This is a genomic window from Mesorhizobium maamorense (genome assembly GCF_044998965.1).
In the GTDB taxonomy this organism is placed as follows: domain Bacteria; phylum Pseudomonadota; class Alphaproteobacteria; order Rhizobiales; family Rhizobiaceae; genus Mesorhizobium.
Genome location: NZ_CP173356.1, coordinates 1252569 through 1277935, shown reverse-complemented (window position 1 = coordinate 1277935; position 25367 = coordinate 1252569). Strand labels below are relative to the sequence as shown.

At 62.3% G+C, this 25367-nt stretch carries 17 protein-coding genes, 1 tRNA gene and 1 pseudogene; 4 read left to right on the top strand and 15 right to left on the bottom strand.

Annotation, left to right across the window (positions count from 1 at the left end):
- Position 1 precedes the first annotated feature (1 nt).
- Positions 2-175 (bottom strand): hypothetical protein, encoded by a 174-nt coding sequence (locus ACIU1A_RS06495; protein ID WP_404928103.1) that lies wholly within the window; start codon positions 173-175, stop codon positions 2-4.
- A 200-nt stretch (positions 176-375) separates the two neighbouring features.
- On the opposite strand from ACIU1A_RS06495, the gene ACIU1A_RS06490 reads away from it, so the two are divergent.
- Positions 376-452: transfer RNA gene (locus ACIU1A_RS06490), tRNA-Pro, on the top strand.
- Positions 453-581: 129 nt separating this feature from the next.
- Here ACIU1A_RS06490 and ACIU1A_RS06485 read toward each other — a convergent pair.
- Entirely contained in the window at positions 582-1700 is a 1119-nt protein-coding gene (locus ACIU1A_RS06485) for a glycosyltransferase family 9 protein (protein WP_404926902.1), read from the bottom strand.
- Positions 1701-2003: 303 nt separating this feature from the next.
- Here ACIU1A_RS06485 and ACIU1A_RS06480 point away from each other — a divergent pair, with 303 nt between their 5' ends.
- Entirely contained in the window at positions 2004-2348 is a 345-nt protein-coding gene (locus tag ACIU1A_RS06480) for a hypothetical protein (RefSeq protein WP_404927865.1), read from the top strand.
- A gap of 27 nt (positions 2349-2375) precedes the next feature.
- Here the strand turns inward: ACIU1A_RS06480 and ACIU1A_RS06475 are convergent, their stop codons facing one another.
- The 4 genes from ACIU1A_RS06475 to ACIU1A_RS06460 form a co-directional block, all read right to left on the bottom strand.
- Positions 2376-3995: an ABC transporter ATP-binding protein gene (locus ACIU1A_RS06475; RefSeq protein WP_404926901.1), complete on the bottom strand. Its 1620-nt coding sequence runs from the start codon at positions 3993-3995 to the stop codon at positions 2376-2378.
- A 1-nt stretch (position 3996) separates the two neighbouring features.
- Positions 3997-5115, bottom strand: a complete 1119-nt coding sequence (locus ACIU1A_RS06470; protein ID WP_404926900.1) for an ABC transporter permease — start codon at positions 5113-5115, stop codon at positions 3997-3999.
- Positions 5108-6031: an ABC transporter permease subunit gene (locus tag ACIU1A_RS06465; RefSeq protein ID WP_140494801.1), complete on the bottom strand. Its 924-nt coding sequence runs from the start codon at positions 6029-6031 to the stop codon at positions 5108-5110. Before ACIU1A_RS06465 ends, ACIU1A_RS06470 begins: the two co-directional genes overlap by 8 nt.
- Positions 6032-6202: 171 nt before the next feature.
- Positions 6203-7795 carry a peptide ABC transporter substrate-binding protein gene (locus tag ACIU1A_RS06460; RefSeq protein WP_140559418.1) on the bottom strand — a complete coding sequence of 531 codons (1593 nt, stop codon included), beginning with the start codon at positions 7793-7795 and terminating at the stop codon, positions 6203-6205.
- Between the two features lie 285 nt (positions 7796-8080).
- Here ACIU1A_RS06460 and ACIU1A_RS06455 point away from each other — a divergent pair, with 285 nt between their 5' ends.
- On the top strand, positions 8081-8527 hold the full coding sequence (locus tag ACIU1A_RS06455; protein ID WP_404927864.1) for a TadE/TadG family type IV pilus assembly protein: 447 nt from the start codon (positions 8081-8083) through the stop codon (positions 8525-8527).
- Positions 8528-10297: a hypothetical protein gene (locus tag ACIU1A_RS06450; RefSeq protein WP_404926899.1), complete on the top strand. Its 1770-nt coding sequence runs from the start codon at positions 8528-8530 to the stop codon at positions 10295-10297. It abuts the gene before it with no gap.
- A gap of 20 nt (positions 10298-10317) precedes the next feature.
- Here ACIU1A_RS06450 and ACIU1A_RS06445 read toward each other — a convergent pair whose 3' ends face one another.
- The 9 genes and pseudogenes from ACIU1A_RS06445 to ACIU1A_RS06405 all read right to left on the bottom strand — a co-directional run bounded on the left by ACIU1A_RS06445 (position 10318) and on the right by ACIU1A_RS06405 (position 25348).
- Entirely contained in the window at positions 10318-11952 is a 1635-nt protein-coding gene (locus ACIU1A_RS06445; RefSeq protein WP_404926898.1) for an alpha-glucosidase family protein, read from the bottom strand.
- Positions 11945-13948 carry a glycogen debranching protein GlgX gene (glgX, locus tag ACIU1A_RS06440; RefSeq protein WP_404926897.1) on the bottom strand — a complete coding sequence of 668 codons (2004 nt, stop codon included), beginning with the start codon at positions 13946-13948 and terminating at the stop codon, positions 11945-11947. Before glgX ends, ACIU1A_RS06445 begins: the two co-directional genes overlap by 8 nt.
- A 156-nt stretch (positions 13949-14104) precedes the next feature.
- Positions 14105-15733: an alpha-D-glucose phosphate-specific phosphoglucomutase gene (locus ACIU1A_RS06435; RefSeq protein ID WP_140514918.1), complete on the bottom strand. Its 1629-nt coding sequence runs from the start codon at positions 15731-15733 to the stop codon at positions 14105-14107.
- Between the two features lie 3 nt (positions 15734-15736).
- A pseudogene (gene glgA / locus ACIU1A_RS06430) lies at positions 15737-17181 on the bottom strand (glycogen synthase GlgA).
- A gap of 106 nt (positions 17182-17287) precedes the next feature.
- Positions 17288-18553: a glucose-1-phosphate adenylyltransferase gene (gene glgC / locus ACIU1A_RS06425; protein ID WP_140494816.1), complete on the bottom strand. Its 1266-nt coding sequence runs from the start codon at positions 18551-18553 to the stop codon at positions 17288-17290.
- A gap of 3 nt (positions 18554-18556) precedes the next feature.
- Positions 18557-20803, bottom strand: coding sequence for a 1,4-alpha-glucan branching protein GlgB (glgB, locus tag ACIU1A_RS06420; protein WP_404926896.1), 2247 nt, complete (start codon positions 20801-20803; stop codon positions 18557-18559).
- Between the two features lie 104 nt (positions 20804-20907).
- Positions 20908-23376 (bottom strand): glycogen/starch/alpha-glucan phosphorylase, encoded by a 2469-nt coding sequence (locus tag ACIU1A_RS06415; RefSeq protein ID WP_404926895.1) that lies wholly within the window; start codon positions 23374-23376, stop codon positions 20908-20910.
- Between the two features lie 131 nt (positions 23377-23507).
- Positions 23508-24290 (bottom strand): ATP-binding cassette domain-containing protein, encoded by a 783-nt coding sequence (locus ACIU1A_RS06410; RefSeq protein WP_140495053.1) that lies wholly within the window; start codon positions 24288-24290, stop codon positions 23508-23510.
- Positions 24287-25348, bottom strand: coding sequence for an ABC transporter permease (locus ACIU1A_RS06405; protein ID WP_140494823.1), 1062 nt, complete (start codon positions 25346-25348; stop codon positions 24287-24289). The genes ACIU1A_RS06410 and ACIU1A_RS06405 overlap by 4 nt, the downstream gene beginning before the upstream one ends.
- Positions 25349-25367 lie beyond the last annotated feature (19 nt).

The following is a 25367-nucleotide window of genomic DNA, read 5'->3' as shown; positions in this document are numbered from 1 at the left end:
CTTATCCAAAGGTCTGGTTGTAGGCGCCGACTTCCGGACTGCGGCGCAGCACGGCGTCGACGGCCTTGAACGTCTGCCGGCGCCGCTGCGACGATACCGGGCTCTCCACCACCACGACAAGCTCCGGCAATCCGAACCTGTCGAGCCGTGCTTCGCCAACGATCCTGAGGGTCAAGACTGAAAATCTCCGGGCGGCTGGAAACACAAATCGCGCAAACGTTTGCCGAGGGGTGCCCTACCACGGAAGCCTTTAAGCGGCGTTTATTCGAGGCGCTGAAACAGGCTCGCGAAGAAAGCTGGCGAAATGCGACAGAAGTGCTGCCATTGACGCTTGCAGGAACCAGATGCGGCGGCTATAAGCCCGCGGTCTGGTCACGGAGTGTAGCGCAGCCTGGTAGCGCACCTCGTTCGGGACGAGGGGGTCGCAGGTTCAAATCCTGCCACTCCGACCAGAAAAACAAAGCGATACGCGTGTTTGTTGTTCCCGCCGCAGCGGCTCGATGTTTGATCGTCGCCTGCCCCAATTCATCGCTTTACGCAATTCCGGGCCGAAAACCGCTGCGCACTTTTCCTGAATTGCTCTAGCTGACGCGTTCTATGAGTTCGATTGCCGCTTTGGTGACGTCGGCGGCGTCAAGCCGTTGAACGCAATAAACGCCCCCTGCATTGCCCACCTTGCAGAGGCCCGGCGCTATGCACTTGCATGGCATCGGAGGCTGCAGCGTACGGTTGGGAACGCCAAGAGGCCCCCAGATGTCAGGTTGGGTCAGACCGAACAGGCCAACGACGGGCGTTTTCATGGCCGCGGCCAGGTGCATGGGTCCGCTTTCGTTGCCCAGGAAAATCAGGGCCTCGCCCAGCAGGGGCAAAAGGGTGGTCAGGGGTGCCTGGCCAACGAGATTTACGATCGGCGATGTTGCCGCATCCAACACCTTGCCTGCGATACCTGCCTCGTCCGGGCCGCCAACGATAACCGCCCGGAGACCCTTTCGACGGTAAATCTCTCCCAGGACCGATGCGAAACGATCCGGCTGCCAGCAACGGCCTGGGAAACTGGCGCCGGCATGGACGGCGACAAACGACTTCGTTTCCAATTCGTGTCGGGCAAGCAGCTGCTTTGCCTGACGCGAACCGGATTCGGTTGGCTTGAGGGACGGAATAGGATCGGTCACAGGAATGCCAAGGGCAAACAGCGGCGAAAGGTACCGATGCAGATAATGCTCACCGCCATGGCCGTATGTGGCGGCAAAGATGTTGGCGCTTTGGCGCTCCCAGAATTTCAGGGGCTGCTCCGATGGAACATAGCCTACGCGAAAAGGCGCCTTGACGAAGCGCATCACAAGCCGTGATGTCTTGGAGTCGGACAGATCGATGATAAGATCATACTCCGACTTCCTCAGATCGTGCAGGAGCCTGGACATTCCGGACATGCGCTCGAAAGGGGAGCCGCGCATTTTGCCGCGATCGAGCGAAACCACGCTGTCGGCGATGCCTTGCTCCAGAACGAATTTCGCCAGCGCCGCCTGGCATAGCATGGTGATCGTCGCGTTCGGAAACTCTGCCCGCAGATGCCTGACCAGAACCGAAGTTAGAACGACATCCCCGATAAACTTCGTCTGATTTATGAGTATTGATTGTACGTTGCCAGCCTTCGGCAGCGCCTTTGCCGGCTCTTTTGAATTCTTGATCCAACTTTTCATGGAATGACTATTCCATTTCAGCCAAAAAGAATCCAAAATTTTCGACAAACGATCGATGTAGGCAATAGCCAGGCAATGACAAGCTCGTTCTGTCCGCGGATATAGGATATCGCCTCAGCCATCAACCAGCCAGGAATATTTGTCAACGCAGATGGGGCTCGCAGGCTCTCTTTCAAGGGTTCCGCCGAGGCCGAACTCGTGACCGTCGTGAATGTGAATGACCCCGTTCGTTTCGGCGTACGTACGGATACGGGCATATCGGAGGGTGGCCATGGTCGCTTACGCTGGAGTAAGGTCGTGGACATGAAATTGCAGTCGACCGCCAGCAGGCCGTTCATCCGCGTGCTCCTTCTCGCCCTTGTCGGAGGCTGCGCGTCGACCAGCGGATCGATCGACCCGGCGAATTACGACAAGATGACATGCGCCGAACTGAACAGCGCCATAGGCGAAACCGCCAAAGGCATCTCGCAGACAGCCATCACGCGGGGCAAGGTCGCCAGCACCAGTGTTCCGAGATGGCTGCTGGGCGGCTCAAGCGTCAAGGCCGCGGTCGCCAATCGCGAAACGACCAGGATCGACCGGCTGAAGCAGCAGCAAGCGGCCATGGCCGCCGCCAGGGCGCGCAGATGCCCAAGGCTGGCGAGTTGAGCCGAGGCGCCGCCGCCCCGGCTCGCCTCACGCACTCAAGCGAAACCGCGTGACATCGATTGCGGCGCTCATCAGCGTCTGCGTGTAGCCGGCCTGCGGATTGCTGAAAATGTCTTCCGTCGGCCCTTCCTCGACGATCTTGCCCTGCTTCATGACGATGATGTAGTCGGCCATGGCGCGCACCACGGCCAGATCGTGGCTGATGAAGAGGTAAGACAGCTCATGGTCGGCCTGCAGCTTGCGCAGCAACTCCACGATCTGCTTCTGCACCGAGCGGTCGAGGGCGGAGGTCGGCTCGTCCAGCACCACCAGCTTGGGCTTGAGAATCATGGCCCGGGCGATTGCGATGCGCTGGCGCTGGCCGCCTGAGAATTCGTGCGGATAGCGATTGCGCGAATTGGGATCGAGGCCGACTTCACGCAGCGCCTCGACGGCGCGCTGGTCGCGCTGCTTGCCCGAGAGGTTCGGTTCATGCACCAGCAACCCTTCGGTAATGACCTGGCCGATGGTCATGCGCGGCGACAGCGAACCGAACGGATCCTGGAAGACCAGCTGCAATTGGCGCCGCAGCGGCCGCATCGTCTGGCGGTCGGCGGTCGAGATATCGCGGTCGCCGAAGCGGATGACGCCGTCGCTCGGCAACAGCCGCAGCAAAGCGCGGCCAAGCGTCGATTTTCCAGAGCCTGATTCGCCGACGATGCCGATCGTCTGATTGCGCCTCAGCCTGATCGAGATGCGGTCGACGGCGCGCAGCATCAGCGGTTCGCCGGCCAGAAAGCCGCCGCCGATACGGAAGGTGACCTCGACGTTTCTGCCTTCGAGCAGGACCGGCGCATTGGCCAGCGGCGGCGCCTTGGTTCCGGTCGGCTCGGCCGCCAGAAGCATCTTGGTGTAGGCATGCTGAGGACTGGCGAAGATGGCTTGCGCGTCCCCCTCCTCCACCACCTCACCGGAGCGCATGACATAGACCCGGTCGGCAAAGCGCCGGACGATGCCGAGATCGTGTGTGATGAAGACGATCGCCATGCCGAGCTTGCGCTGCAGCTCGGCCAGAAGCATGAGGATCTGCGCCTGGATGGTGACGTCGAGCGCAGTCGTCGGTTCGTCGGCAATCAGGATGTCGGGATCGTTTGCCAACGCCATGGCGATCATGACGCGCTGGCGCTGGCCACCCGACATTTCGTGCGGATAGGATTTCATGCGCCGTTCGGGGTCGGGAATATGCACCAGCCTGAGCAGGTTGAGCGCCTCCTCGCGCGCTTGCGCCGCATTCAAGCCCCGATGCCGGCGGATCGGTTCGATCAGCTGGTTGCCGATCGAATAGAGCGGATCGAGCGAGGTCATCGGCTCCTGGAAGATCATGCTGATCTTGCGGCCGCGGACCTTGTTCAGCTCGGATTTGCTTAGCGTCAGAAGATTGCGGCCGCGATAATCGACGCTGCCGGTGGCTTCTCCATTGGAGGCCAGCAGGCTCATCGCCGCCATCATCGTCTGGCTTTTGCCTGAGCCGGATTCGCCGACCACGGCGACGGTTTCTCCCGCCTTGACGTGGATGTTGATGCCTTTCACCGCCTCGACCGCGCCGTCGAGGGTGCGGAAGCGCACGCGAAGATCTTTTACGCTGAGAATGGTCTCTGCTGCGTCCATCTTAGCGGTCCTTAGGGTCGAGCGCATCGCGCAGGCCGTCGCCGACGAAGTTCAGGGCGAATAAGGTGGAGACCAGGAAGAAGGCAGGGAACAGGAGCAGCCAGTTGGCGGTGCCGATGTTCTTGGCGCCGACCGAGATCAGTACGCCCCAGCTGGTCATCGGCTCCTGGATGCCGAGCCCGAGGAACGACAGAAAACTCTCCAGGATAATGACCTGCGGCACCAGCAGCGTCATATAGATCACCACCGGCCCGAGCAGGTTGGGAATGACGTGGCGCAAAAGGATGCCGCGCTGGCCGACGCCCATGGCCTCTGCCGCCTGGACATATTCCTGGCGGCGGATGGACAGCGCCTGGCCGCGCACGATGCGGGCCATATCGAGCCACAGCACGGCGCCGACCGCCAGGAACATCAGCACGAAGTTGCGGCCGAAGAACACCACCAGCATAATGACGAAGAAGATGAAGGGCAGCGAATAAAGCACGTCGACAATGCGCATCATCACCTCGTCTACCCTGCCTCCGGCAAAGCCGGCAGTGGCGCCGTAGAGCACGCCGATGGCCACGGCCACGACGCCGGCGAGCAGACCGATGGCCAGCGAGACGCGCCCGGCCATCAGCGTCCGCGACAACAGATCGCGGCCGGTGTTGTCGGTGCCGAAAAGAAAATATTGCTGCTTGACCGAGGCGCTCATCGTCGCTTCGAGGCCGTCAGGCGACTTGCTTTCGATCCTGGTGTCGTCAAAGGCGTCGGACCGGTCGAGATAGCGGATGTTGCGGTCGTCGATCGCCTTGCTGGAGGTTACGGTGACGAAGACGCGATTGCCTTCCTGGCGCCAGTCCTTGATGTCGACACGCATGCGCTTGATCGCCTCATTAAGCGCGGTCTCGATCATGTCCGCCTTCGGATAGGCCGACAGGCTCGGCGGCGTACGCACGTAATCACCATAGATGGTGGTGTATTGGTGCGGCACGAACCAGGGCCCGAACACGCTGATCACAGCGATCAGGATCAGGTAGTAGAGGCTGAACATGGCGGCGCGGTTGGCCTTGAGGCGCGCCCAGGCATCGCCCCACAGCGAACGGCCGACGACCGGTGCGGCGATCGCGATATCAGTCATAGCGCACCCTCGGATCGACGACGGCATACATGACGTCGACGATCAGGTTGAAGACGATGGTGAAGATGGCGATGACCACCACCGTCCCCATCACCAGCGTGTAGTCGCGGTTGAGCGCGGCATCGACGAAGTAGCGCCCGACGCCGGGAATGGAGAAGATCGTCTCGACGATGATCGAGCCGGTGAGCAGGGCGGCGGCAGCCGGACCGGTGAAGGAGACGATCGGCAGGACGGCGCCGCGCAGCGCGTGCTTGACCACCACCGACCAGTCGGACAGGCCGAGCGCGCGCGCCGTGCGGATGTGATGCGAGCGCAGCGATTCGATCATCGAGCCGCGCATCAGGCGGGCGACGATGGCGATCTGCGGCAGGGCAAGCGTCAGCACGGGACCGATCTTGTTGATAAGCGCGCCATCGCCCCAGCCGCCGATCGGCAACAGCTTCCAGGTCAATCCGAACACGAGCTGGATAATCGGCGCGATGACGAAGGTCGGGATGGTGCTGCCCGCGGTTGCCAGCGCAATCACCGTGTAGTCGCCAAGTTTGTTCTGGTTGAGCGCCGCAATGGTACCGAGCACGCTGCCGAGCAGCAGCGCCAAGATCAGCGCGGAGGCGCCGAGCTGAATGGAAATAGGCAAGCCCTTCGCGAAAAGCTCGGTGACGGTAAAGTCCGGCATATTGTAGCTCGGGCCGAAATTGCCGCGCAGGAGATTGCCGAGATAGTGGACATATTGCAGCCAGAGCGGGTCGGCGAGCCCGAACTGGGCTTCAAGATTGGCCCTGATCTCGGGGCTCAGGCCCCGCTCCTGGTTGAACGGGCCGCCCGGTGCGACGCGCATCAGGAAGAACGCCAAGGTCACGATGACGAATAGCGTTGGAATGGCGGTCAGAAGCCGCCTGAAAATGTAGCGTAGCATCGGCGGTGCCCTGCTTCGGCCAGGGTGACGGGCATCCAACCGGACGCCCGCAGCGCTCTGGCACCTCTCATCTTCGCACCATGGCCTGGGAAAATCGATTTCGACTTTCGGGCCCCATGCGACGACAGCTCGAACCGCCGTCCTGAACGGGCGGCGGGTCGATCAAGGTTTTCAATCCTTGGAGATGAAGCGGGACGGATGCACGTCCATGACGTTGTCGACGAAGCCGTGCAGCTTCGGGGAAACGATATCGTGGTAGCTATAGTAGAGAAGCGGGATCTGGCCGACGTCGTCGACGAGGATACGCTCGGCGGCGGCGAGTTCCTTCATGCGCTCTTCCGGCTTGCCGCCGGCGGCGGCCGCCTTGTCCATGGCCGCCTCATATTGCGGGCTGTCATAGACCGAATAGTTGTTGCCGCTGGCCTTGCGCGAGATGCCCAGGAAGGTTTCGGGATCCTTGTAGTCGGCAATCCAGGCGGCGCGCGCAACGTCATAGTCACCCCTCTGCTCGAGGAAGGAGTAGTGGGTCTTGGTGTCGGTGTTGAGCAGCGTGACGTCGACGCCGAGCGGCTTCAGCTGTTCCTGGATGGCGACCGCGGTATTCTTGTGGTTCTCCGAGGTGTTGTATCGGATCTCCATCTTCAGCGGATGCTCCGGCGTGTAACCGAGTTTCTCGAGTATCTTCTTGGCTGCGTCCTCGCGGTCGATCTGCGACATGTCGGCATATTTGGCCATCGCCGGCGTGTAGCCCTCGATGCCCGGAGGGACCATCGAATAGCCTGGCAGCATTGAATTCTGCCAGACCTTTTCGGCAATGAAATCGCGGTCGATGGCCATCGAGATGGCATTGCGCAGCTCGACATTGTCCCAGGGCTTCTTGTCGGTCTTGATCGCGTAGTAATAGGTGCCGAGATACGGCCCCACCTTGATCTGATCACCGAACTTGGCCTTGAGGTCGGCGAGCTGCTCGGTCGGTAGATCGTCGTAGCTGTCGAGTTCGCCGGCCTCGAAGCGCTTCATCGCCGAGGAGCGATCCTCTGTCGGGATGTAGTTGACGACGTCGATCTTGACGCTTCCGGCATCCCAGAATTTCGGATTCTTGACCAGTTTCATATGATCGTTGGGAACCCACTCGGCCAGCGTATAGGCGCCGTTGGAAACGAGATTGCCCGGCTTGATCCAGTCGGCGCCGAGCTTGTCCATGGACGCCTTGTTGACCGGATAGGTCGCCTGGTGGGTCAGCATTTCGAGGAAATAAGGCGTCGGCGCCTTCAGCGTCACTTCAAGGGTGGTCGCGTCGATCGCCTTGACACCCATGTTCTCGGGCTTGCCCTTCTTGGTGTTGACTTCCTCGGCGTTCTTGACGGGATAGAGCATCGAGGCATATTCGGCGGCCGTGGCCGGGTCTTCGAGGCGGCGGAAAGCGAAGACGAAGTCTTCGGCCGTCACCGGGCTGCCGTCGGACCACTGGCCGTCCTTCCTGAGCTTGAAGGTGTAAACGGTGCCGTCATCCGACACCGTCCAGCTCTCGGCGGCGCCGGGGATGACGTTGGCCTTCTCGTCCTGCATCACCAGACCTTGGAACAGGTCGCGCAAGACGTTGGCTTCATAAACCGTCGATGTCTTATGCGGATCAACCGACTCGGATTCGGCAGCAGTGCCTCTGTTGTAGACGACCTCGGCAAAGGCCGGCGTGTAGAATGTTCCGGCGGCCAGCGCCATGGTTGTGGCGAATGCCGTCGCCTTCAGCATGTTTTTCAGCATGAAGTTTCTCCCTGTCGGCGCTGCCAACGGCGCGCCTTTGCGTGTTGACGCCCCGGGACCGATGTCTGGCCCCTTTGAGCGCGCCGCCGGTTCCCTCCGTCGGCTGGTGGCAGGAGACTAGACAGGCGGCAAGCTCTTTTCAACCGAGTACTGATTGACCCTAAGTCAATAGCCAGGAATCAAAGAAGCCGCGGCTAAATTAGCGTAGCTTTTCAATCATACACACTTCCAGGTTGCGCCTAGAGTTTTCGCTTTTTGCATGCGAACTTTGGCATGCTCGGCGGCATGGTTCAGAACGTCATTCGCCGGGTCCAGGGGCGCCGATTCCAGACAGACACTTCGGCAACTTCGGCGGTTGAGTTCGCTCTGCTTTCACCGATATTCATCCTTCTCCTGCTCGGAATGGTTGCATACGGTGTCTATTTCGGCGCGGCCAATTCAATACAGCAGATCGCGGCGGACGCCGCCCGGACGGCCATCTCGGGGCTGAACCAGACCGAGCGGCAGACGCTCGTGGCCTCGTTTCTCGCCAATAATGCCGGTGGATATCCCTTCGTCGACGCCAGCAAGCTGACTTATCGGGCCAATGACAGCACGGCGGACGGCAATCAGTTCGTGGTGTCGATCCAGTACGATGCCCGAAACCTGCCGATCTGGAATCTCTTTCCGGGCATAGCCATGCCGGGTACAACGATCAAACGCCAATCAACGATCAGGGTCGGGGGCATCTGAATGCTGCTCTGCGCGCGCTTGAAGGTCGGCAGGCTTGCACGCCTGATGCTTGGTGACCGGCGAGCGAATTTCACGGTGATGACGGCGTTGAGCGCGCCGGTCGCGCTGGCGCTGGCGGCGGTGGCGATCGACGAGGCCTCCATTTACACCGAGCGCCGAGAAGCACAGGCGATGGTCGACCTGGCAGCGATCACCGCGGCTTCGAACATCAACAACGTCCAGACCGCGGTCTTGACCACGCTCACCGACAACGGGATGCCAGGTGTCGTCGTTCAGGGCTCGGGTCAAACCATTCCCGCGGCGGTGGGCAAAACCGTCGTGACGGTCACGCGGGGCCGATATGCAGGGGCATCCTCGGTCAATGTGGATCAACGCTTCCAAGCAGGCGTAACCCCTTACAACGCGGTTCATGTGACCCTGCGCAAGATCCCCAACCGCTATTTCGCAAGCTCGCTGATCCCAACGCCCATCATCGGCACCGAAGCCACCGCCAGCATGACGCTACAGGCCACTTTCTCGGTCGGATCGAGGTTGCTCAGCGTCAATACCAGCAACAGCCCCATCCTCAACGCGCTTCTCGGCGGCCTCCTAGGCGGCAACATCTCGCTCAGCGTCATGGACTACAACGGATTGATCTCCGCCGATGTCAGCGTGCTTTCCTTCGTCGATGCCCTGGCGGTGCAATTGAACCTGACGGGCGTGACCTATTCGGACGTTCTGGCCTCAAAGGCTACAGTCGGCCAGATCGCCACCGCCATGGCCAATGTTCCCGGGCTCGGCAACACGGCCAAGGTCGCCTTGCAAACCATGGCAAGCAAATCGACCAACACGGTCAAGATTCCGCTCAGCCATCTCATTGACCTCGGCCCCCTCGGCAGACTTGGCCTCGGGCAGAGGCCAGCCGGCCTTGGCGTTGACGCCAGCGCGATGGGAATGCTGATGGCCGCCGCCGAACTGGCAAACGGTTCGAAGCAGATCGACCTCGGTCTCAGCACCGGCATACCGGGGGTGCTGTCGAGCACGCTCGCCATCGCCTTCGGCGAACCGCCGCAATCCTCGCCATGGCTGAAGGTTGGCGAAGTCGGCACCATTGTGCGGACGGCCCAGACCCGTATCAAGCTGGTGGTGAAGATCGGAGCCGGCAACAGCAATGTCGGAGGCGGTATCACCCTGGTGTCGTTCAGTCTGCCTCTGCATGTCGAAGTCGCCTATGCCGAGGCCAAGCTCACCGACATAAGTTGTCCGACAGGCCCCAGCAGCATCAAGGTGACCATCGCCACCCGTCCCGGTATCGTCGAAGGGCATCTCGGCGACAGCAGCAGCGCCGGCTTTGCCGATTTCACCAACAAGGAGACGTTTTCCAACACGGAAATCGCGAGCGTGAAACTTCTGATCATCCCGGTGCTGTCGGTGGTGGGCTCAGCGGCGTTCGACATGGCCAACAACACGCCAACGACGTTGACTTTCAACAAGGCCGATATCGATGCCAAGACGATAAGGACCGCTTACACCCAAAATTTTACCCAGTCGTTGACTACGTCGCTGGTCAGCGATTTGTCGCTGACGGCGAATTTACTCGGTCTGCCGCTGCTGAATCTGAACACGCTGATCGCAACCGTAAGCCCGCCAGTGGTGGCACTTCTGAACAGCGTAACAGCTCCGGTCGACACGTTGCTTACCAATCTGCTCGGAGCTCTTGGCGTGCGTCTCGGTGAAGCCGACGTCCGGGTCACCGGCGCAACGTGCGGACGTGCCGTGCTTGTCCAGTAAGATGGCCGGCACGCGCTGATCTAGGCAAGGTGTCCAAGAAAGCATCCGAGTGTCGGCAGCAAAAGCACGGCTTCTCCGGCGAGCGAGGCATCGCCGCCAAGTTTCGCAACCGCTCCTAGGTCTTGCGGCAGCGGCCAATTGGCCGGTTCCCCGGCGAAATTGAAGGCACAGAGCAGCCTCTCATCGCCCTGCTCGCGGACAAAGGCCAGCACGTCGCCTTCGACGTCGAGAAAGCGGATCGAACCACCGATCAGCGCCGGATGCCGCTTGCGCAAAGCAAGCGCCGAACGGTAGGCGGAAAGTACCGATTGCTCATTGCCGCTCTGTACATCGACCGCGCGAGCGCGATGGCTTTCCGGCACCGGCAGCCAGGGTTTACCGGTGGAGAAGCCCGCATTATCGGCGCCGGACTCCCAGACCATGGGCGTGCGGCAGCCATCCCTTCCCTTCACACCGGGCCAGAAGCGGATGCCTACCGGATCGCGCAGGTCCTCATAGGCAAGTTCCGCCTCCGGCAAACCGAGTTCCTCGCCCTGGTAGAGGCAGATCGAGCCACGCAGGCAAGAGAGCAGCATGATCGAGAATTTGGCCACCACGTCAGGATCGCCGCCCGGCCGCGTCCAGCGGCTGACATGACGCATGACGTCATGGTTGGAAAACGCCCAGCAGACCCAGCCATCTACGACAGCGTTTTCGAAAGCCTCGACACAGCCGCGCACATGCGCCGCCGAAAATTGCGGGCCAAGCAGATCGAAGGTGTAGCACATCTGCAGCTTGTCGCCGCCGGAGGTGTAGGCGGCCAGCGTCTGTAGGGAGCGCCCCTCATCACCGATTTCGCCGACGGCGGCGCGATCCCCGTACTCGTCGAGCAGCGCCCGAAAGCGCCGCAGGAACGCTAGATTTTCCGGCTGCGTCTTGTCGAACAGGTGCTCCTGGTAGAGGTAGGTGTTGGTCTCGGTGTTGGTGCCCGCAATGCTCGACGCCAAGGGCGCATTGCTGCGCAGCCAGCGGTCGTGGACGTAGTAGTTGACGGTGTCCAGCCGAAAGCCGTCGACGCCGCGCTCCAGCCAGAACCGCACAGTATCCAAGAGCGCGTCCTGGACCTCGGGATTGTGGAAATTGAGGTCCGGCTGCGAAGCGAGGAAATTGTGCAGGTAGTACTGCCGGCGGGTCGCATCCCATTCCCACGAGGGGCCGCCGAAGACCGACAGCCAGTTGTTGGGCGCGCCGCCATCCGGTCTGGCGTCGGCCCACACGTACCAGTCGGCCTTTGGATTGTCGCGGCTGGCGCGGCTTTCGACGAACCATTCGTGCCTGTCGGAGGAGTGCGACAGCACCTGGTCGATGACGATTTTCAGGCCAAGCCGGTGCGCTTCGGCAACCAGTGTGTCGAAATCCTCCAACGTGCCGAACATCGGATCGACGTCGCAATAATCCGATACGTCGTAACCCATATCGGCCATCGGCGACTTGAAGAAAGGCGACAGCCAGACGGCATCCGCGCCGAGCGAGGCGATGTGGGCGAGCCTTGATGTGATGCCAGCGAGATCGCCGCTGCCGTCGCCGGTCGTGTCCTGGAAGGAACGCGGGTAGACCTGGTAAATGACGCAGCCGCGCCACCAGTCGGCCGCTCGCTCGGCATTGTCGTCAGTCATCACGACCCTTTCCCTGTCTGGGCCCTTCCGTCCTGCGCTCGATCATGAAATTCACGCTGCGGCCCGGCAGCGCGCGAGAAAGATCAACTGCTTGCGCTTCGATGGCGGGATGCCATCGGAATCCGTCTCGCGCGGGCAATGTGAAGATGCATTGGCGGCGATCGCCATTGACCATGACGGCAAGCCGGCCATCCCCGCCGCCGAGCAGCATGACGAGGCGACGCCGGGCGGGATCGTTCCAATCCGCCTCGCCGAGCGGCGCCCCCGTCTCGGTGAGCCAGGCGACGTCGGCCGTGTCCGAACCCGCCAGCGGCTGGCCGGTGAAGAAATTTACATTGGAGAGCGCCGGCACCGCGCGGCGCAAAGCGGCCAGTGCACATGCGTAGCTTTCCAGCGCCTGATCACGCCCCTTCCAGTCGAGCCAGGTGATGTTGTTGTCCTGCGCATAAGCGTTGTTATTGCCTTGCTGGCTGCGGCTGAATTCGTCGCCGGCCGTCAGCATGATCGTGCCGCGCGAGGCGAACAGCGTGGCGAGCAGCGCACACTGGTCGCTGAAGCGCGCCTTCGCGATTGCCGCGTCGTCCGTCGCGCCCTCGACGCCGTTGTTCCAGGACAGGTTCTCGTTGTGGCCATCGCGATTTTGCTCACCATTGGCCTCGTTATGCTTCTCCTCATAAGCAACGATGTCGGCCAGCGTCATGCCGTCATGGGCCGCGATGAAATTCACCGTGCGGCTGGCGGGCTGGCCGCCCTTGGCGAAAATATCGGACGAACCGGCAAGTCGTGTCGCCAGCGTACCAACCATGCCGGCATCGCCGCGCCAGAAGCGCCTGGCATCGTCGCGATAACGATCGTTCCATTCCAGGAAGCGGGAGGGGAAGTTGCCGAGCTGATAGCCATCGAGACCGATGTCCCAGGGCTCGGCGATCAACACACGGCCGGCCAACAGCGCATCCTCGCGCATCGCCTCCAGCAACGGCGCTTGCGCTTCGAATGTGCCGTTGACGCGCCCCAGCACCGGTGCCAGGTCGAAACGAAAACCGTCGACGCCGGCATGGCGGACAAAATGGCGAAGCGTGTCGAGCACCATTTCCCGCACCGCCGGGTGATCGCAGGCAATCGTGTTGCCGGTACCGGTGTCATTGACCAGCCTGCCATCCGGCTGATGCCGGTAATAAGCCTGATTGTCTAGGCCGCGCAGCGACAATGTCGGACCGAGCCTGTCACTTTCGCCCGTGTGGTTGAAGACGAGGTCGAGAATGGTGCCGATGCCGGCCGCACGCAGCGCGGCAACGGTAACGCGCAATTCGGCCAGGCCGCCAGGGGCCAGGCGCGGGTCTAGTGCCATGAAGGTGACAGGGTTATAACCCCAGGCGTTGCTCAACCCGAGCGGCGGCAGATGCCGCTCGTCGATCGATGCGGTCACCGGCATCAGTTCGACGGCGGAGACGCCGAGCCTTTGCAGGTGCTCGACGATAGCCGGATGAGCAAGCGCGGCGGTCGTGCCGCGCTGTTTTTCCGGCACATCCGGATGCAGCTTGGTGAAGGCGCGCACCGGCACTTCGTAGATCAGGCCGCCCGGACGGAACAGCGGCGGCGGCACAGGCACAGCCGTGAGCAAGGCTTTCGCCACCGCCTTGGGCATCAGCGGCGCGGTGTCGGCACCTTCGTTGCGCCGCGCGGCGAGACGCCAGTGATAGGCGTAGGGCCGATCGATCTCGACGGCGTAGGGATCGGTCAGCAGCTTGTCGGGGTCGAACCAAAATCCGCGCTCGGGCGCGTAATCGCCATCGGCGCGAAAGCCGTAGCGGGTGCCCTCGCCGAGGCCGGAGACGAAGAGGGCATGCACGCTGTCGCCTTCCGGTTTCAGCTCCAGCCTGTCGAGTTCGCGCTCACCCTGCTCATCGAAGATCGACACCCAGAGGCGGCGCGCCGACGAAGACCAGGCGGCAAAGCGGATGCCGTCGGGGGTGATGGTGGCGCCTAGTGAGGTCATCGGCGCGTCCTCCACCCTCCCCCTTGTGGGAAGGGTCGCGAACGAAGTGAGCGGGGTGGGGGTGACGCCGGCAAAGCCCTCTACGAGCACCCCCACCCCGACCCGCTACGCGGATCGACCCTCCCCACAAGGGGGAGGGTGAAGCCACCGCCACGCTCAAGTAATCACGCTCGGCTTGTCGCGGCCGGTATGGCTCCTGATTCCCGCGATGTCATCCGCTGCTGCGATCAGATCGGCGAGCGCCTTCTGCGTATCGAGATCGTGCCTGGCCTTGTCCGGCTCGTAGCGCTCGATGTAGACGCGCAAGGTGGCGCCCGAGGTGCCCGTGCCGGAAAGCCGGAAGACGACGCGCGAGCCGCCTTCGAACAGCACCCTGATGCCTTGATGCTCGCTCACCGAACCGTCGACCGGATCGTGATAGGTGAAGTCGTCGGCATTGGCGATCTTCAGGCCGCGCACGCTGGTGCCCGGCAGCGAGCCAAGCTTTGCGCGCAGTTCGTCGACCAGCGCATTGGCGCGCCCGCTCTCGACTTCCTCGTAGTCATGGCGCGAATAATAGTTTCGGCCGTAGGTCGCCCAGTGCTCGGTGACGATCTGCTTACAGCTCTCGCCGCGCGCGGCGAGGATGTTGAGCCACAAAAGCACGGCCCACAGGCCGTCCTTCTCGCGCACATGGTTGGAGCCGGTGCCCGCACTTTCCTCGCCGCAGATCGTCGCCATGCCGGCGTCGAGCAAATTGCCGAAGAATTTCCAGCCGGTCGGCGTCTCATACATGCCAATGCCGAGTTTTTCGGCGACGCGGTCGGCGGCCCCACTGGTCGGCATCGAGCGCGCAATGCCCTTCAGGCCTTCCTTGTAGCCCGGCGCCAGGCGGGCGTTGGCGGCAAGCATGGCGACAGAATCCGACGGGGTGACGAAAATGCCCTTGCCGATGATCAAATTGCGGTCGCCGTCACCGTCGGAAGCGGCACCGAAATCCGGGGCGTCCGGTCCCATCATCTCGTCATAGAGATGTTTGGCATGGACCAGGTTCGGATCCGGATGGTGGCCGCCGAAATCCGGCAGCGGCTTGAAGTTGCGGCAGGTGCCGTCGGGCGCGCCAAGCCGGTGTTCGAGGATCTCCTTGGCGTAAGGGCCGGTCACCGCGTGCATGGCGTCGAAGCGCATGCGAAAGCCCGACTTGAACAGTTTGCGCAGCGCGTCGAAATCGAACAGGCTTTCCATCAGCTCGGCATAGTCGACGACCGGATCGATGATCTCGACCGTCATGCCGGCGGCCTTGACCGTGCCGATCGCGTCGATGTCGATCGGATCGATGTCGACGGTCTTGAAGCTGGAGATCGCCTTGGTCCTGGCGAAGATCGCATCGGTCAGCTTTTCCGGCGCCGGGCCGCCATTGCCGGCATTGTACTTGATGCCGAAATCCTCGTGCGGGCCGCCCGGATTGTGGCTGGCCGACAGGATGATGCCGCCGAACGTCTTGTATTTGCGGATGACATGCGAAGCGGCCGGCGTCGACAAGATGCCGCCCTGCCCGACCATCACCTTGCCAAACCCGTTGGCGGCGGCCATGGCGATGGCCTTCTGGATGACCTCGCGATTGTAGAAGCGGCCGTCGCCGCCGATCACCAGGGTCTCGCCCTTGAACCCGTCCAGCGCGTCGAAGATCGACTGGATGAAGTTCTCGGCATAGTGCTCCTGCTGGAATACAGGCACCTTCTTGCGCAGCCCCGAAGTGCCGGGCTTCTGGTCGGAATAGGGTTTGGTGGGAACGGTGCGTATCATGCTTCAAGCAACCCTTTTCGAAAGCAGCAGGCGATAGAGTTCAACGTATTTGTCAGCGCTTCGGTCCCAGGACAGGTCGGTCTTCATGCCCTGGCGCTGGATGGCCTCGAAGATCGCGGGGCTGGCATGGGCCTCGGCCAGGCGGCGGATGGCATGAAGCAGCGCGCCGCCGTCGCTGGGCGCGAACTGGAACCCGGTCGCCACGCCGGCGGCAATCGCCGCCTCGTTGGCGTCGATGATGGTGTCGGCGAGCCCCCCGGTGCGGGCGACCACCGGCACGCAGCCATAGCGCAGGCCATAAAGCTGCGTCAGTCCACAAGGCTCGAAGCGCGACGGGATGACGATGGCGTCGCAGCCGCCCTGCATGACGTGAGACAGGCCTTCGTCATAGCCCACGACGACGCCTATACGGCCGCGGTGGCGTGCGGCGGCGGCGAGCAGCGCGCCTTCGAGGCCGGCATCGCCCGAACCCAGAATAGCCAGCCGCGCGCCCGTCGCAACGATGCCGTCGACCGCCGTCGCCAATATATCCATGCCCTTCTGCCAAGTCAGGCGGCTGACGACGCAGACGATCGGGCTACCGTCGCGATCGAGGCCGAAACGGCCCTCGACAGCGGCCCTGTTGGGCGCGCGCGCCTTGAGCGAGGCGGCTGTATAGTTCGACACCAGATGCTTGTCGGTCTCCGGGTTCCAGATGGCGGTGTCGATGCCGTTGACGACGCCATAGAGATCGCTGGAGCGCATGTTGATCAGGCCGTCGAGACCCATGCCGAATTCCGGCGAGCGGATTTCTTGCGCATAGGTCGGGCTGACGGTGGTGATTGCCCAGGCAGCCTGCAGGCCGGCCTTGAGGAAGCCGACGCCGCCATAATATTCCACGCCGTCAAGCGCCATCGCCGCCGTCGGCAGTCCGAGTTCGCCGAAGATGCCGGCGCCGAACTGCCCCTGGAAGGCGAGGTTGTGGACAGTCATCATCGACGGCGTGCCGACCGCTTTGCCATAGCGCATATAGGCCAGCGTCATCGCCGACTGCCAGTCATGGGCATGCACGATATCGGGCATGTAACCGGAGATGGCACCGCCGGCGATGTCGGCGCCGGCCTGGCTGAGCGCTGCGAAACGGCGCCAATTGTCCGGCCAATCGGCACCCGCGGCATTGCCATAAGGACCGCCGGGACGATCGAACAGATGCGGCGCATCGAGCACGAAAAGATCGAGCCCGGCAAGCTGGACAGAATGGACCGAAGCCTTGCCGCCCTGCAGCAGCGGATACTTGTAGACAGACTTTTTTTCTTGAAGGCGTCCATCACCATGGGAAAACCGGGAATAAGCGTGCGCATGGTCACGCCTTTGGCGGCCAGCGCGACGGGCAGCGCGCCGGTCACATCGGCAAGCCCGCCGGTCTTGATCAGCGGAAAGATCTCGGGCGTGACCGACAGAACCTGCATGCGCTTACCGAACCGCTCCTGGTGCATGTAGCCCAAACCGTGCAGCGGTTCTGGGGCAAGGACATGCACAAACCACCCTAAAGTGACAGCTTGTTGATCAAACTGATCAGGTTGACAACTTGTTGATCATGTCCTGCGTGATCAGGCAGATGCCCTTTTCCGAAACGCGGAAGCGCTTGGCGTCGAGCACGGGATCCTCACCGACCACCAGCCCTTCCGGTATCCTTACACCGTGGTCGATGACGACGCGCTTCAACGTTGCGTTCCGGCCGACATGGACGTCGGGCAGCATGACGACTTCTTCCAGCGTCGAATAGGAATTGATGCGCGCGCCGGTGAAAATCAGGCTTTTCCTGAGCGTCGCACCCGAGACGATGCAGTCGCCCGATACCAGCGAGGACACGGCCGAACCGCGCCGTCCATCCTCGTCATGCACGAACTTCGCCGGCGGCTTCAACTCGGCATAGGTCCAGATCGGCCAGTCGCGATCGTAGAGGTCGAGTTCGGGCGTCACGTCGGTCAGGTCGATATTGGCTTCCCAATAGGCATCGACGGTGCCAACATCGCGCCAGTAGGCCTCATTTTCCGCGGTCGAGCGCACGCAGGACTTGGCGAAGCGGTGGGCGATCGCCTTACCGTGCTCGACGATATAGGGGATGATGTCCTTGCCGAAGTCGCGGCTCGAACCGGGCTCGGCCGCATCGCGGCGCAGCTGCTCCATCAGGAACTTGGTCTTGAACACGTAGATGCCCATCGAGGCCAGGGCAAACTCCGGTTTGTCTGGAATGCCGGGAGGGTCGGCCGGCTTTTCGACGAAGGCGATGATGTTGTCCTTGGCATCGACATGCATGACGCCGAAGCCCGTGGCCTCCATGCGCGGCACTTCGAGGCAGCCGACGGTGACATCGGCGCCGGCGTCGACATGCTGGCGCAGCATCAGCTCGTAGTCCATCTTGTAGATGTGATCGCCGGCGAGGATGACCATGTATTCGGGGCCATAGGCCTCGATGATGTCGATGTTCTGGTAAACCGCGTCGGCCGTGCCTTCATACCACTGGGTTTCCGACACGCGCTGGCTGGCCGGCAGGATATCGAAGCTTTCGTTTCGTTCGGGCCGCAGGAAGTTCCAGCCTCGCTGCAAATGGCGGATCAGCGAATGCGCCTTGTATTGGGTTGCAACCCCAAGGCGGCGGATGCCGGAGTTGAGGGCGTTGGAGAGCGCGAAATCGATGATGCGCGTCTTGCCGCCGAAATAGACCGCCGGCTTGGCGCGCCGGTCGGTCAGTTCCTTGAGGCGGCTGCCGCGCCCGCCGGCCAGCACATAGGCCATGGCGTCGCGGGCCAGCGGCTGGGTTCGTTTCGAGTTTGCCATTTTCTACCCTCCCAAGTTACCCGGTCTCGACATGGCTTGTTCCGCGACCAGTTCAAGCATGATCGTCGACAGCGGCGGCAAGAGCATCGTTGCGGAGATGCCCCCTTCCTCCGCCCGCGCTTCGACGGCGCCGCCATTGCCCTTGCCGGATCCGCCATATTCGGAAGCGTCCGTGTTGATGATCTCGCGCCATGTGCCGGCTTTCGGCAGCGGCACGCGGTAGTTGTCGCGCGGCACCGGCGTGAAATTGGAGATGATCGCGACCGGATTGCCTCCCGGCGCGCTGCGCAGCCAGGCGAAGACGGAATTCTGGCTGTCGTCGACGATCAGCCAGGAAAAGCCTTCCGGCTCGCAGTCGCGGCCGTGCAGGGCCGGTCGCGAGCGGTAGAGATAGTTGAGGTCGCGCACCACCTGCCAGACACCGCGATGCGAGCGGAAATCGAGAAGATTCCAGTCGAGCGCGCGCGCCTCGCTCCATTCGCGGCGCTGCGCGAACTCCTGGCCCATGAACAGCAGCTTCTTGCCGGGGTAGCCCCACATGAAAGCGTAGTAGGCGCGCAATGTCGCGAATTTCTGCCAGTCGTCGCCGGCCATCTTGCCAAGCAGCGTGCCTTTGCCGTGCACGACCTCGTCATGCGAGAGCGGCAGCACGAAATTCTCCGAGAAGGCATAGACTAGGCCGAAGGTAAGGTCGTTGTGGTGGTGTTTGCGGAAGATCGGCTCCTTGGAGAAATACTCCAGCGTGTCGTGCATGAAGCCCATGTTCCACTTGAAGCCGAAGCCCAGCCCGCCTTCATGGACCGGCGCCGAGACCTTCGGCCACGAGGTCGATTCCTCGGCGATGGTCATGACGCCTGGATGGTGGCCGTAGAGCTCCTTGTTCATCTTCTGCAGGAAGCTGACCGCCTCGAGGTTCTCGCGGCCGCCCTTCTCGTTAGGAATCCATTCGCCTGCCTTGCGCGAATAATCGAGGTAGAGCATCGAGGCGACCGCGTCGACGCGCAGGCCGTCGACATGATATTTTTCGGCCCAGAACAAGGCGTTGTTGACCAGGAACGACACCACCTCGCGGCGACCGAAATTATAGATCGCGGTGTTCCAGTCGGGATGAAAGCCCTGGCGCGGATCGGCATGCTCGTAGAGCGCAGTGCCGTCGAAATGGGCAAGGCCGTGCTCGTCGACCGGAAAATGCGCCGGCACCCAGTCGAGGATGACGCCGACGCCGGCACGGTGGGCGCCGTCGACAAAGCGGGCAAAGCCGGCCGGGTCGCCAAAGCGCGCCGATGGCGCATAGAGGCCTGTCGTCTGGTAGCCCCAGGAGGGATCATAGGGATGTTCGGAGATCGGCATGAACTCGATGTGGGTGAAGCCGGTCTCGACGACATAGGGGATCAGCCGGTCGGCCAGTTCATCCCATGACAGAAACGTTCCATCGTCGCGAAGCTGCCAGGAGCCGGCATGGACCTCGTAGATGGAGATGGCCTCGCGCCGGGGATCGGCATTGCGCCAGAAACTGCGATGCGCCTCGTCGCCCCATTGATGGGCGGGCGACGCAGCGGTCACCGACGCGGTCGCCGGGCGCAGTTCGGACTTGAAGGCAAACGGATCGGCCTTCAGCGGCAATCTTACGCCATCGGGGCCGATGATCTCGTACTTGTAGGGCCTGCCGGCGCCGATATCGGGGATGAATACCTCCCAGATGCCGGTGTCGCGGCGGTCGCGCATCGAATGGCGGCGGCCGTCCCAGTCGTTGAAATCGCCGACCACCGAGACGCGCCTTGCATTGGGGGCCCAGACGGCGAAATGCACTCCGGTGGCGCCTTCGTGCTCGATGACATGCGCGCCGAGCTTGTCGAACAGCCTCAGATGCGAGCCCTCGGCAATGTAGTAATCGTCCATCGGACCGAGCACCGGGCCGAAAGAATAGGGATCCGTCAACCACCAGTCGCCCCCGGCATTCCTGGCGTGATAGCGCAATGGCTGGCGCTTCTTGATCGACAGCTTGCCTTCGAAAAAGCCGCCATCGTCACGCCTGGACAGTTCACCAGCAATCATGCCGGTCAGCGTATAGGCGGTGACGAACTCCGCATGCGGAACGAAACAGCGGGCAAACAGGTTCTTGCCCACCTCATGGACGCCGAGGACCGCAAACGGATTGCCGTGCGTGCCGGCGACAATCGCCGCGACATCGCTGGCCGGGGCCGATCCGTCCGGCCCGCTTGTCGCAGCGGTCGCGCGCGGTTTCCTCATCGGGCAGTGTCCCTCCCCGGGCACCAAATGTTTGTTTTAAGGTATAAATTCGGCGTTTGAACTCACACCCCGGACTACATCGTTCGTGGCCTCATGCAATCACATCAGGCAGGTACGTTCCAGATGTCTTTCGCGTATTGGCGGATCGTGCGATCGGAAGAGAACCAGCCGACGCGCGCAACGTTGCGGATTGCCCTGGCGTACCAGTCCGGACTGTTGCGCCAGACGGCGTCGACGTCTCGCTGGCAAGCGGCATAGGCGTCGAAATCCGCCGCGACCATGAACCAGTCGCTGTCGTAGAGACCATTGATGAGATCGCGGTAGCGGTTGGGATCATCGGGCGAAAAGACGCCCGATGAAACGGCCGCGAGCGCCTGCGACAATTCGGGCGATGCCTCGATGACGCCACGCGGATCGTAGCCATTGTTGCGGCGCTCGGCGACCTCCGCCGTGGTCAGGCCGAAGATGAAGATGTTGTCGTCGCCGACGCACTCCTTGATTTCGACATTGGCACCGTCGAGCGTGCCAATGGTCAGCGCGCCGTTCAGCGCGAACTTCATGTTGCCGGTGCCCGAAGCCTCCATGCCGGCTGTCGAGATCTGCTCGGAAAGGTCGGCAGCCGGCATCATGATCTCGGCGAGGCTGACATTGTAGTTCGGCACGAACACCACCTTGAGCAAGCCGCGAACGGCCGGATCGCGGTTGATGACCCTGGCGACGTCGTTGGCCAGTTTGATGATCAGCTTGGCATTGTGGTAGCTGGGCGCCGCCTTGCCGCCGAAGAATTTCACGCGCGGCATCCAGTCGCGCTCCGGATGCGAGCGGATCTGGTCGTAGAGCGCGACCGCCTCGAGGATGTTCAGGAGTTGGCGCTTGTATTCGTGGATGCGCTTGACCTGGATGTCGAACAGCGCCGAGGGATCAAGCCGGATGCCGAGCCGGTCGGCGACGAGATTGGCCAACTTCACCTTGTTCTGCCGCTTCACGCCGGCGAATTTTTCGCGGAAAGCGGTATCGTCGGCAAAGGCATCGAGCCCCCTGATGGCCTCGATATCATCCAGGAAGCGGTCGCCGATCGCCTCGCGGGCGAGTGCGGTCAGACCTGGATTGCACTGGATCAGCCAGCGCCGCGGCGTGATGCCGTTGGTCTTGTTGTTGATGCGGTCGGGGTAGAGCGTGTGCAGGTCGGCGAATACCGTTTCCTTCATCAGCTCGGTATGCAGCGCCGAGACCCCATTGATCGAATGCGAGCCGACGAAGGCGAGATTGCCCATGCGCACGCGACGGTCGCCATTCTCCTGGATCAGCGAGATGCGGCTGATCTGCTCGCCGGAGAACTGATTGGTGGCGCGCGCCTCGAGCAGCACCTGCGCGTTGATGGCGTAGACGATCTGCATGTGGCGCGGCAAAAGCCGCTCGAACAGCGGCACCGGCCAGCTTTCCAGCGCCTCCGGCAGCAGCGTGTGGTTGGTATAGCCGAAGGTGCGTTTGGTGGTGTCCCAGGCCTGGTCGAAATCCATGCCGTGGACGTCCATCAGGAGGCGCATCAGCTCCGGCACGGCGATCGCCGGATGGGTGTCGTTGAGGTGTATTGCCGCCTTGTCGGGCAGCGACTTCAGGTCGCCATATTGGCTGAGATGCCGCTGCACGATGTCCTGCAAAGAGGCGGTGGAGAAAAAATATTCCTGCCGCAGCCTGAGTTCCTGCCCTGCCATGTGGGAATCGGCGGGATAGAGTACGCGCGACAGCGCGTCGGCCTTGTTGCTTTCGGCGAGTGCGCCGATGTGGTCGCCAGCATTGAACTTGTCGAGCAGGATCGGATCGACCGGCATGCCCGACCAAAGCCGCAAGGTGTTGACGCGGTTCCCCCGCCAGCCGACGACAGGTGTGTCGTAGGCGACGGCCAGCACATGCTCGGTCGGCTTCCAGACATGGCGTTCCAGCCGGCCATCCCTGGTGGTGACCGATTCCACCGAGCCGCCGAACCCGACCTCGAACGACCGTTCGCGGCGTTCGAACTCCCAGGGGTTACCGTGATCGAGCCAAGTCTCGGGCAATTCCACCTGCCAGCCGTCATGTATCTCCTGGCGGAACATGCCGTTGGCGTAGCGGATACCGTAGCCATGCGCGGGAATATCGACGGTGGCCATGCTTTCCATGAAGCAGGCGGCGAGCCGGCCGAGGCCGCCATTGCCAAGTGCTGCATCCGGCTCGAGCGTGGCGATGAGGTCGAGTTCCACACCCAGCGACGACAACGCCTCGCGCATGTTCTCCATCAAGCCGAGATTGGAGAAGGCGTCACGCATCAGGCGGCCGATGAGGAACTCCAGCGAGAGGTAATAGACGCGCTTTTCCTGCTGGGCGTAGGCCTCTTTCGTCGCCTGCATCCAGCGATCGACGATGCGGTCGCGCACGACCTTGATCGAGGCGGTCAGCCAATCGTACTGGGTGGCGACGGTGGTGTCCTTGCCGACCCTGTATTTGAGGGCCATCAAGACTTCTCTTGCGAGCGTCTTGGGGTCGGGATTTTCAAGCAGTGGCGGGAGGGGATCGGATGTCATCGTGCGTGTCATGCTGCCTCTCGTGCGGTTGCCACGATCATACCGGCTTTCATCATTCATCCCAGCCCATGCTACCGCATTGCAGCAAACGTTCAATCGATTTAAATAAGCCGGAGGTGACTTACCAGCGGCAATTTGGCAGTTCAGGCCGCCAGCGCCGCTTCCGGCGGCGTCTTTGCCCCGGTCATGAAGGCGACGGCATCGGACATTGTATGTTGTTTGGGATCGATGACGCACAGCCGACGACCCAGCCGATGGATGTGGATGCGGTCTGCCACTTCGAAGACATGCGGCATGTTGTGCGAGATCAGCACGATCGGCAGGCCCCGCTTCTTCACGTCGAGGATGAGTTCCAGCACGCGGCGGCTTTCCTTGACGCCAAGTGCTGCCGTCGGCTCGTCCATGATGACCATCTTGGAGCCGAAAGCGGCGGCGCGCGCCACTGCCACGCCCTGGCGCTGGCCGCCCGACAGCGTCTCCACCGCCTGGCTGATGTTCTGGATGGTCATCAGGCCGAGTTCAGTCAGCTTGTCGCGGGCGCGCTTTTCCATCGCCGGACGGTCGAGCATGCGAAGCCATTGGCCGACAAAGCCGGGCTTGCGTATCTCGCGGCCGAGAAACATGTTATCGGCGATCGACAGCGCCGGCGATAGCGCCAGGTTCTGGTAGACGGTTTCGATGCCGGCTTCGCGGGCCTCCATGGGCGACTTGAAGGCGACCGGTTTGCCCTCAAGCCGGATTTCGCCTTCATCGGGCACCACAGCGCCTGAAATCGCCTTGATGAGCGACGACTTGCCGGCGCCGTTGTCGCCGATAACAGCGAGGATTTCGCCGGGGTAGAGGTCGAAATCGGCATTGTCCAAGGCGGTGACGCGGCCGTAGCGCTTGACCAGTCCGCGAGCGGTGAGGATAGGGTCCTGGGTCATGCCGAAACCTTTCTGATCCATTGATCGACCGCCACGGCGCCGATGATCAGCACGCCGGTGAGCAGCACCTTCCATTGCGGATCGGCGCCCAGCATGTTGAGGCCCATGGAGACGACACCGACGATCATCGCGCCGAACAGCGTGCCGAGGATCGAGCCGCGGCCGCCGAAAAGAGAAATACCGCCGATCACCGTGGCGGTAATCGCCTGCAGATTATAGTCGGTCACGGCGGCCGACGGCGAGATCGACCCATTGCGACCGATGGAGACCCAGGCGGCGAAAGCGGCGATCAGCCCGGCCAGGGTATAGACCGTCATGAGCACCTTCTTGGTCTGGATACCCGACAGTTTCGCCGCCTCCTGGTCATCGCCGACAGCGTAGACATGGCGGCCCCATGCCGTGTGATTGAGCACGTACCAGAGGAGCAGCACGAGCGCGACCATCGCAATCACGCCGGCTGTGAGCACAGCAGTGCCGACCTTGAAGCTGAGCGCGAACAGATGCAGCAGCGGCGCCTGAACGTCTACGTCGGTGTCGCGGATCGTCTCATTGGCCGAATAGATGAAGTTCGTCGCCATGACGATGTTCCAGGTGCCGAGCGTCACGATGAATGGCGGCAGTTTCATGTAGGCGACAAGCACCCCGTTGAGCAGCCCGCAGGCAGCACCCGCGGCAAGTCCGATCGCCACGGCAAGGACGCTCGGCAGGCCGTAGCTGACGGCGCAATTGCCCATGATCACGGCCGAAATCACCATGATGACGCCAATCGAAAGGTCGATGCCGGCGGTGAGGATGACCAGGGTCTGGGCCGCCCCCAGAATGCCGACGATGGCGATCTGCTGCAGGATCAGCGTCAGCGTGTAGGACGAGAAGAAACGCCCGCCAATGGTGAGGCCGAACACGATGATCGCCAGGACCAGAACGATCAGCGGCACCGCGGCCGGCGTCGAATGCAGAAAATGCTGGATGCGTCTGACCGCCGATTTATGCTCGTCAAACGCGGCAACGCTCGTGTCGCTGCCCGAGAGAACCTTCTCGAATTCCTGAGCTTGAGACATGTTTCCTCCCCGTAGGGTA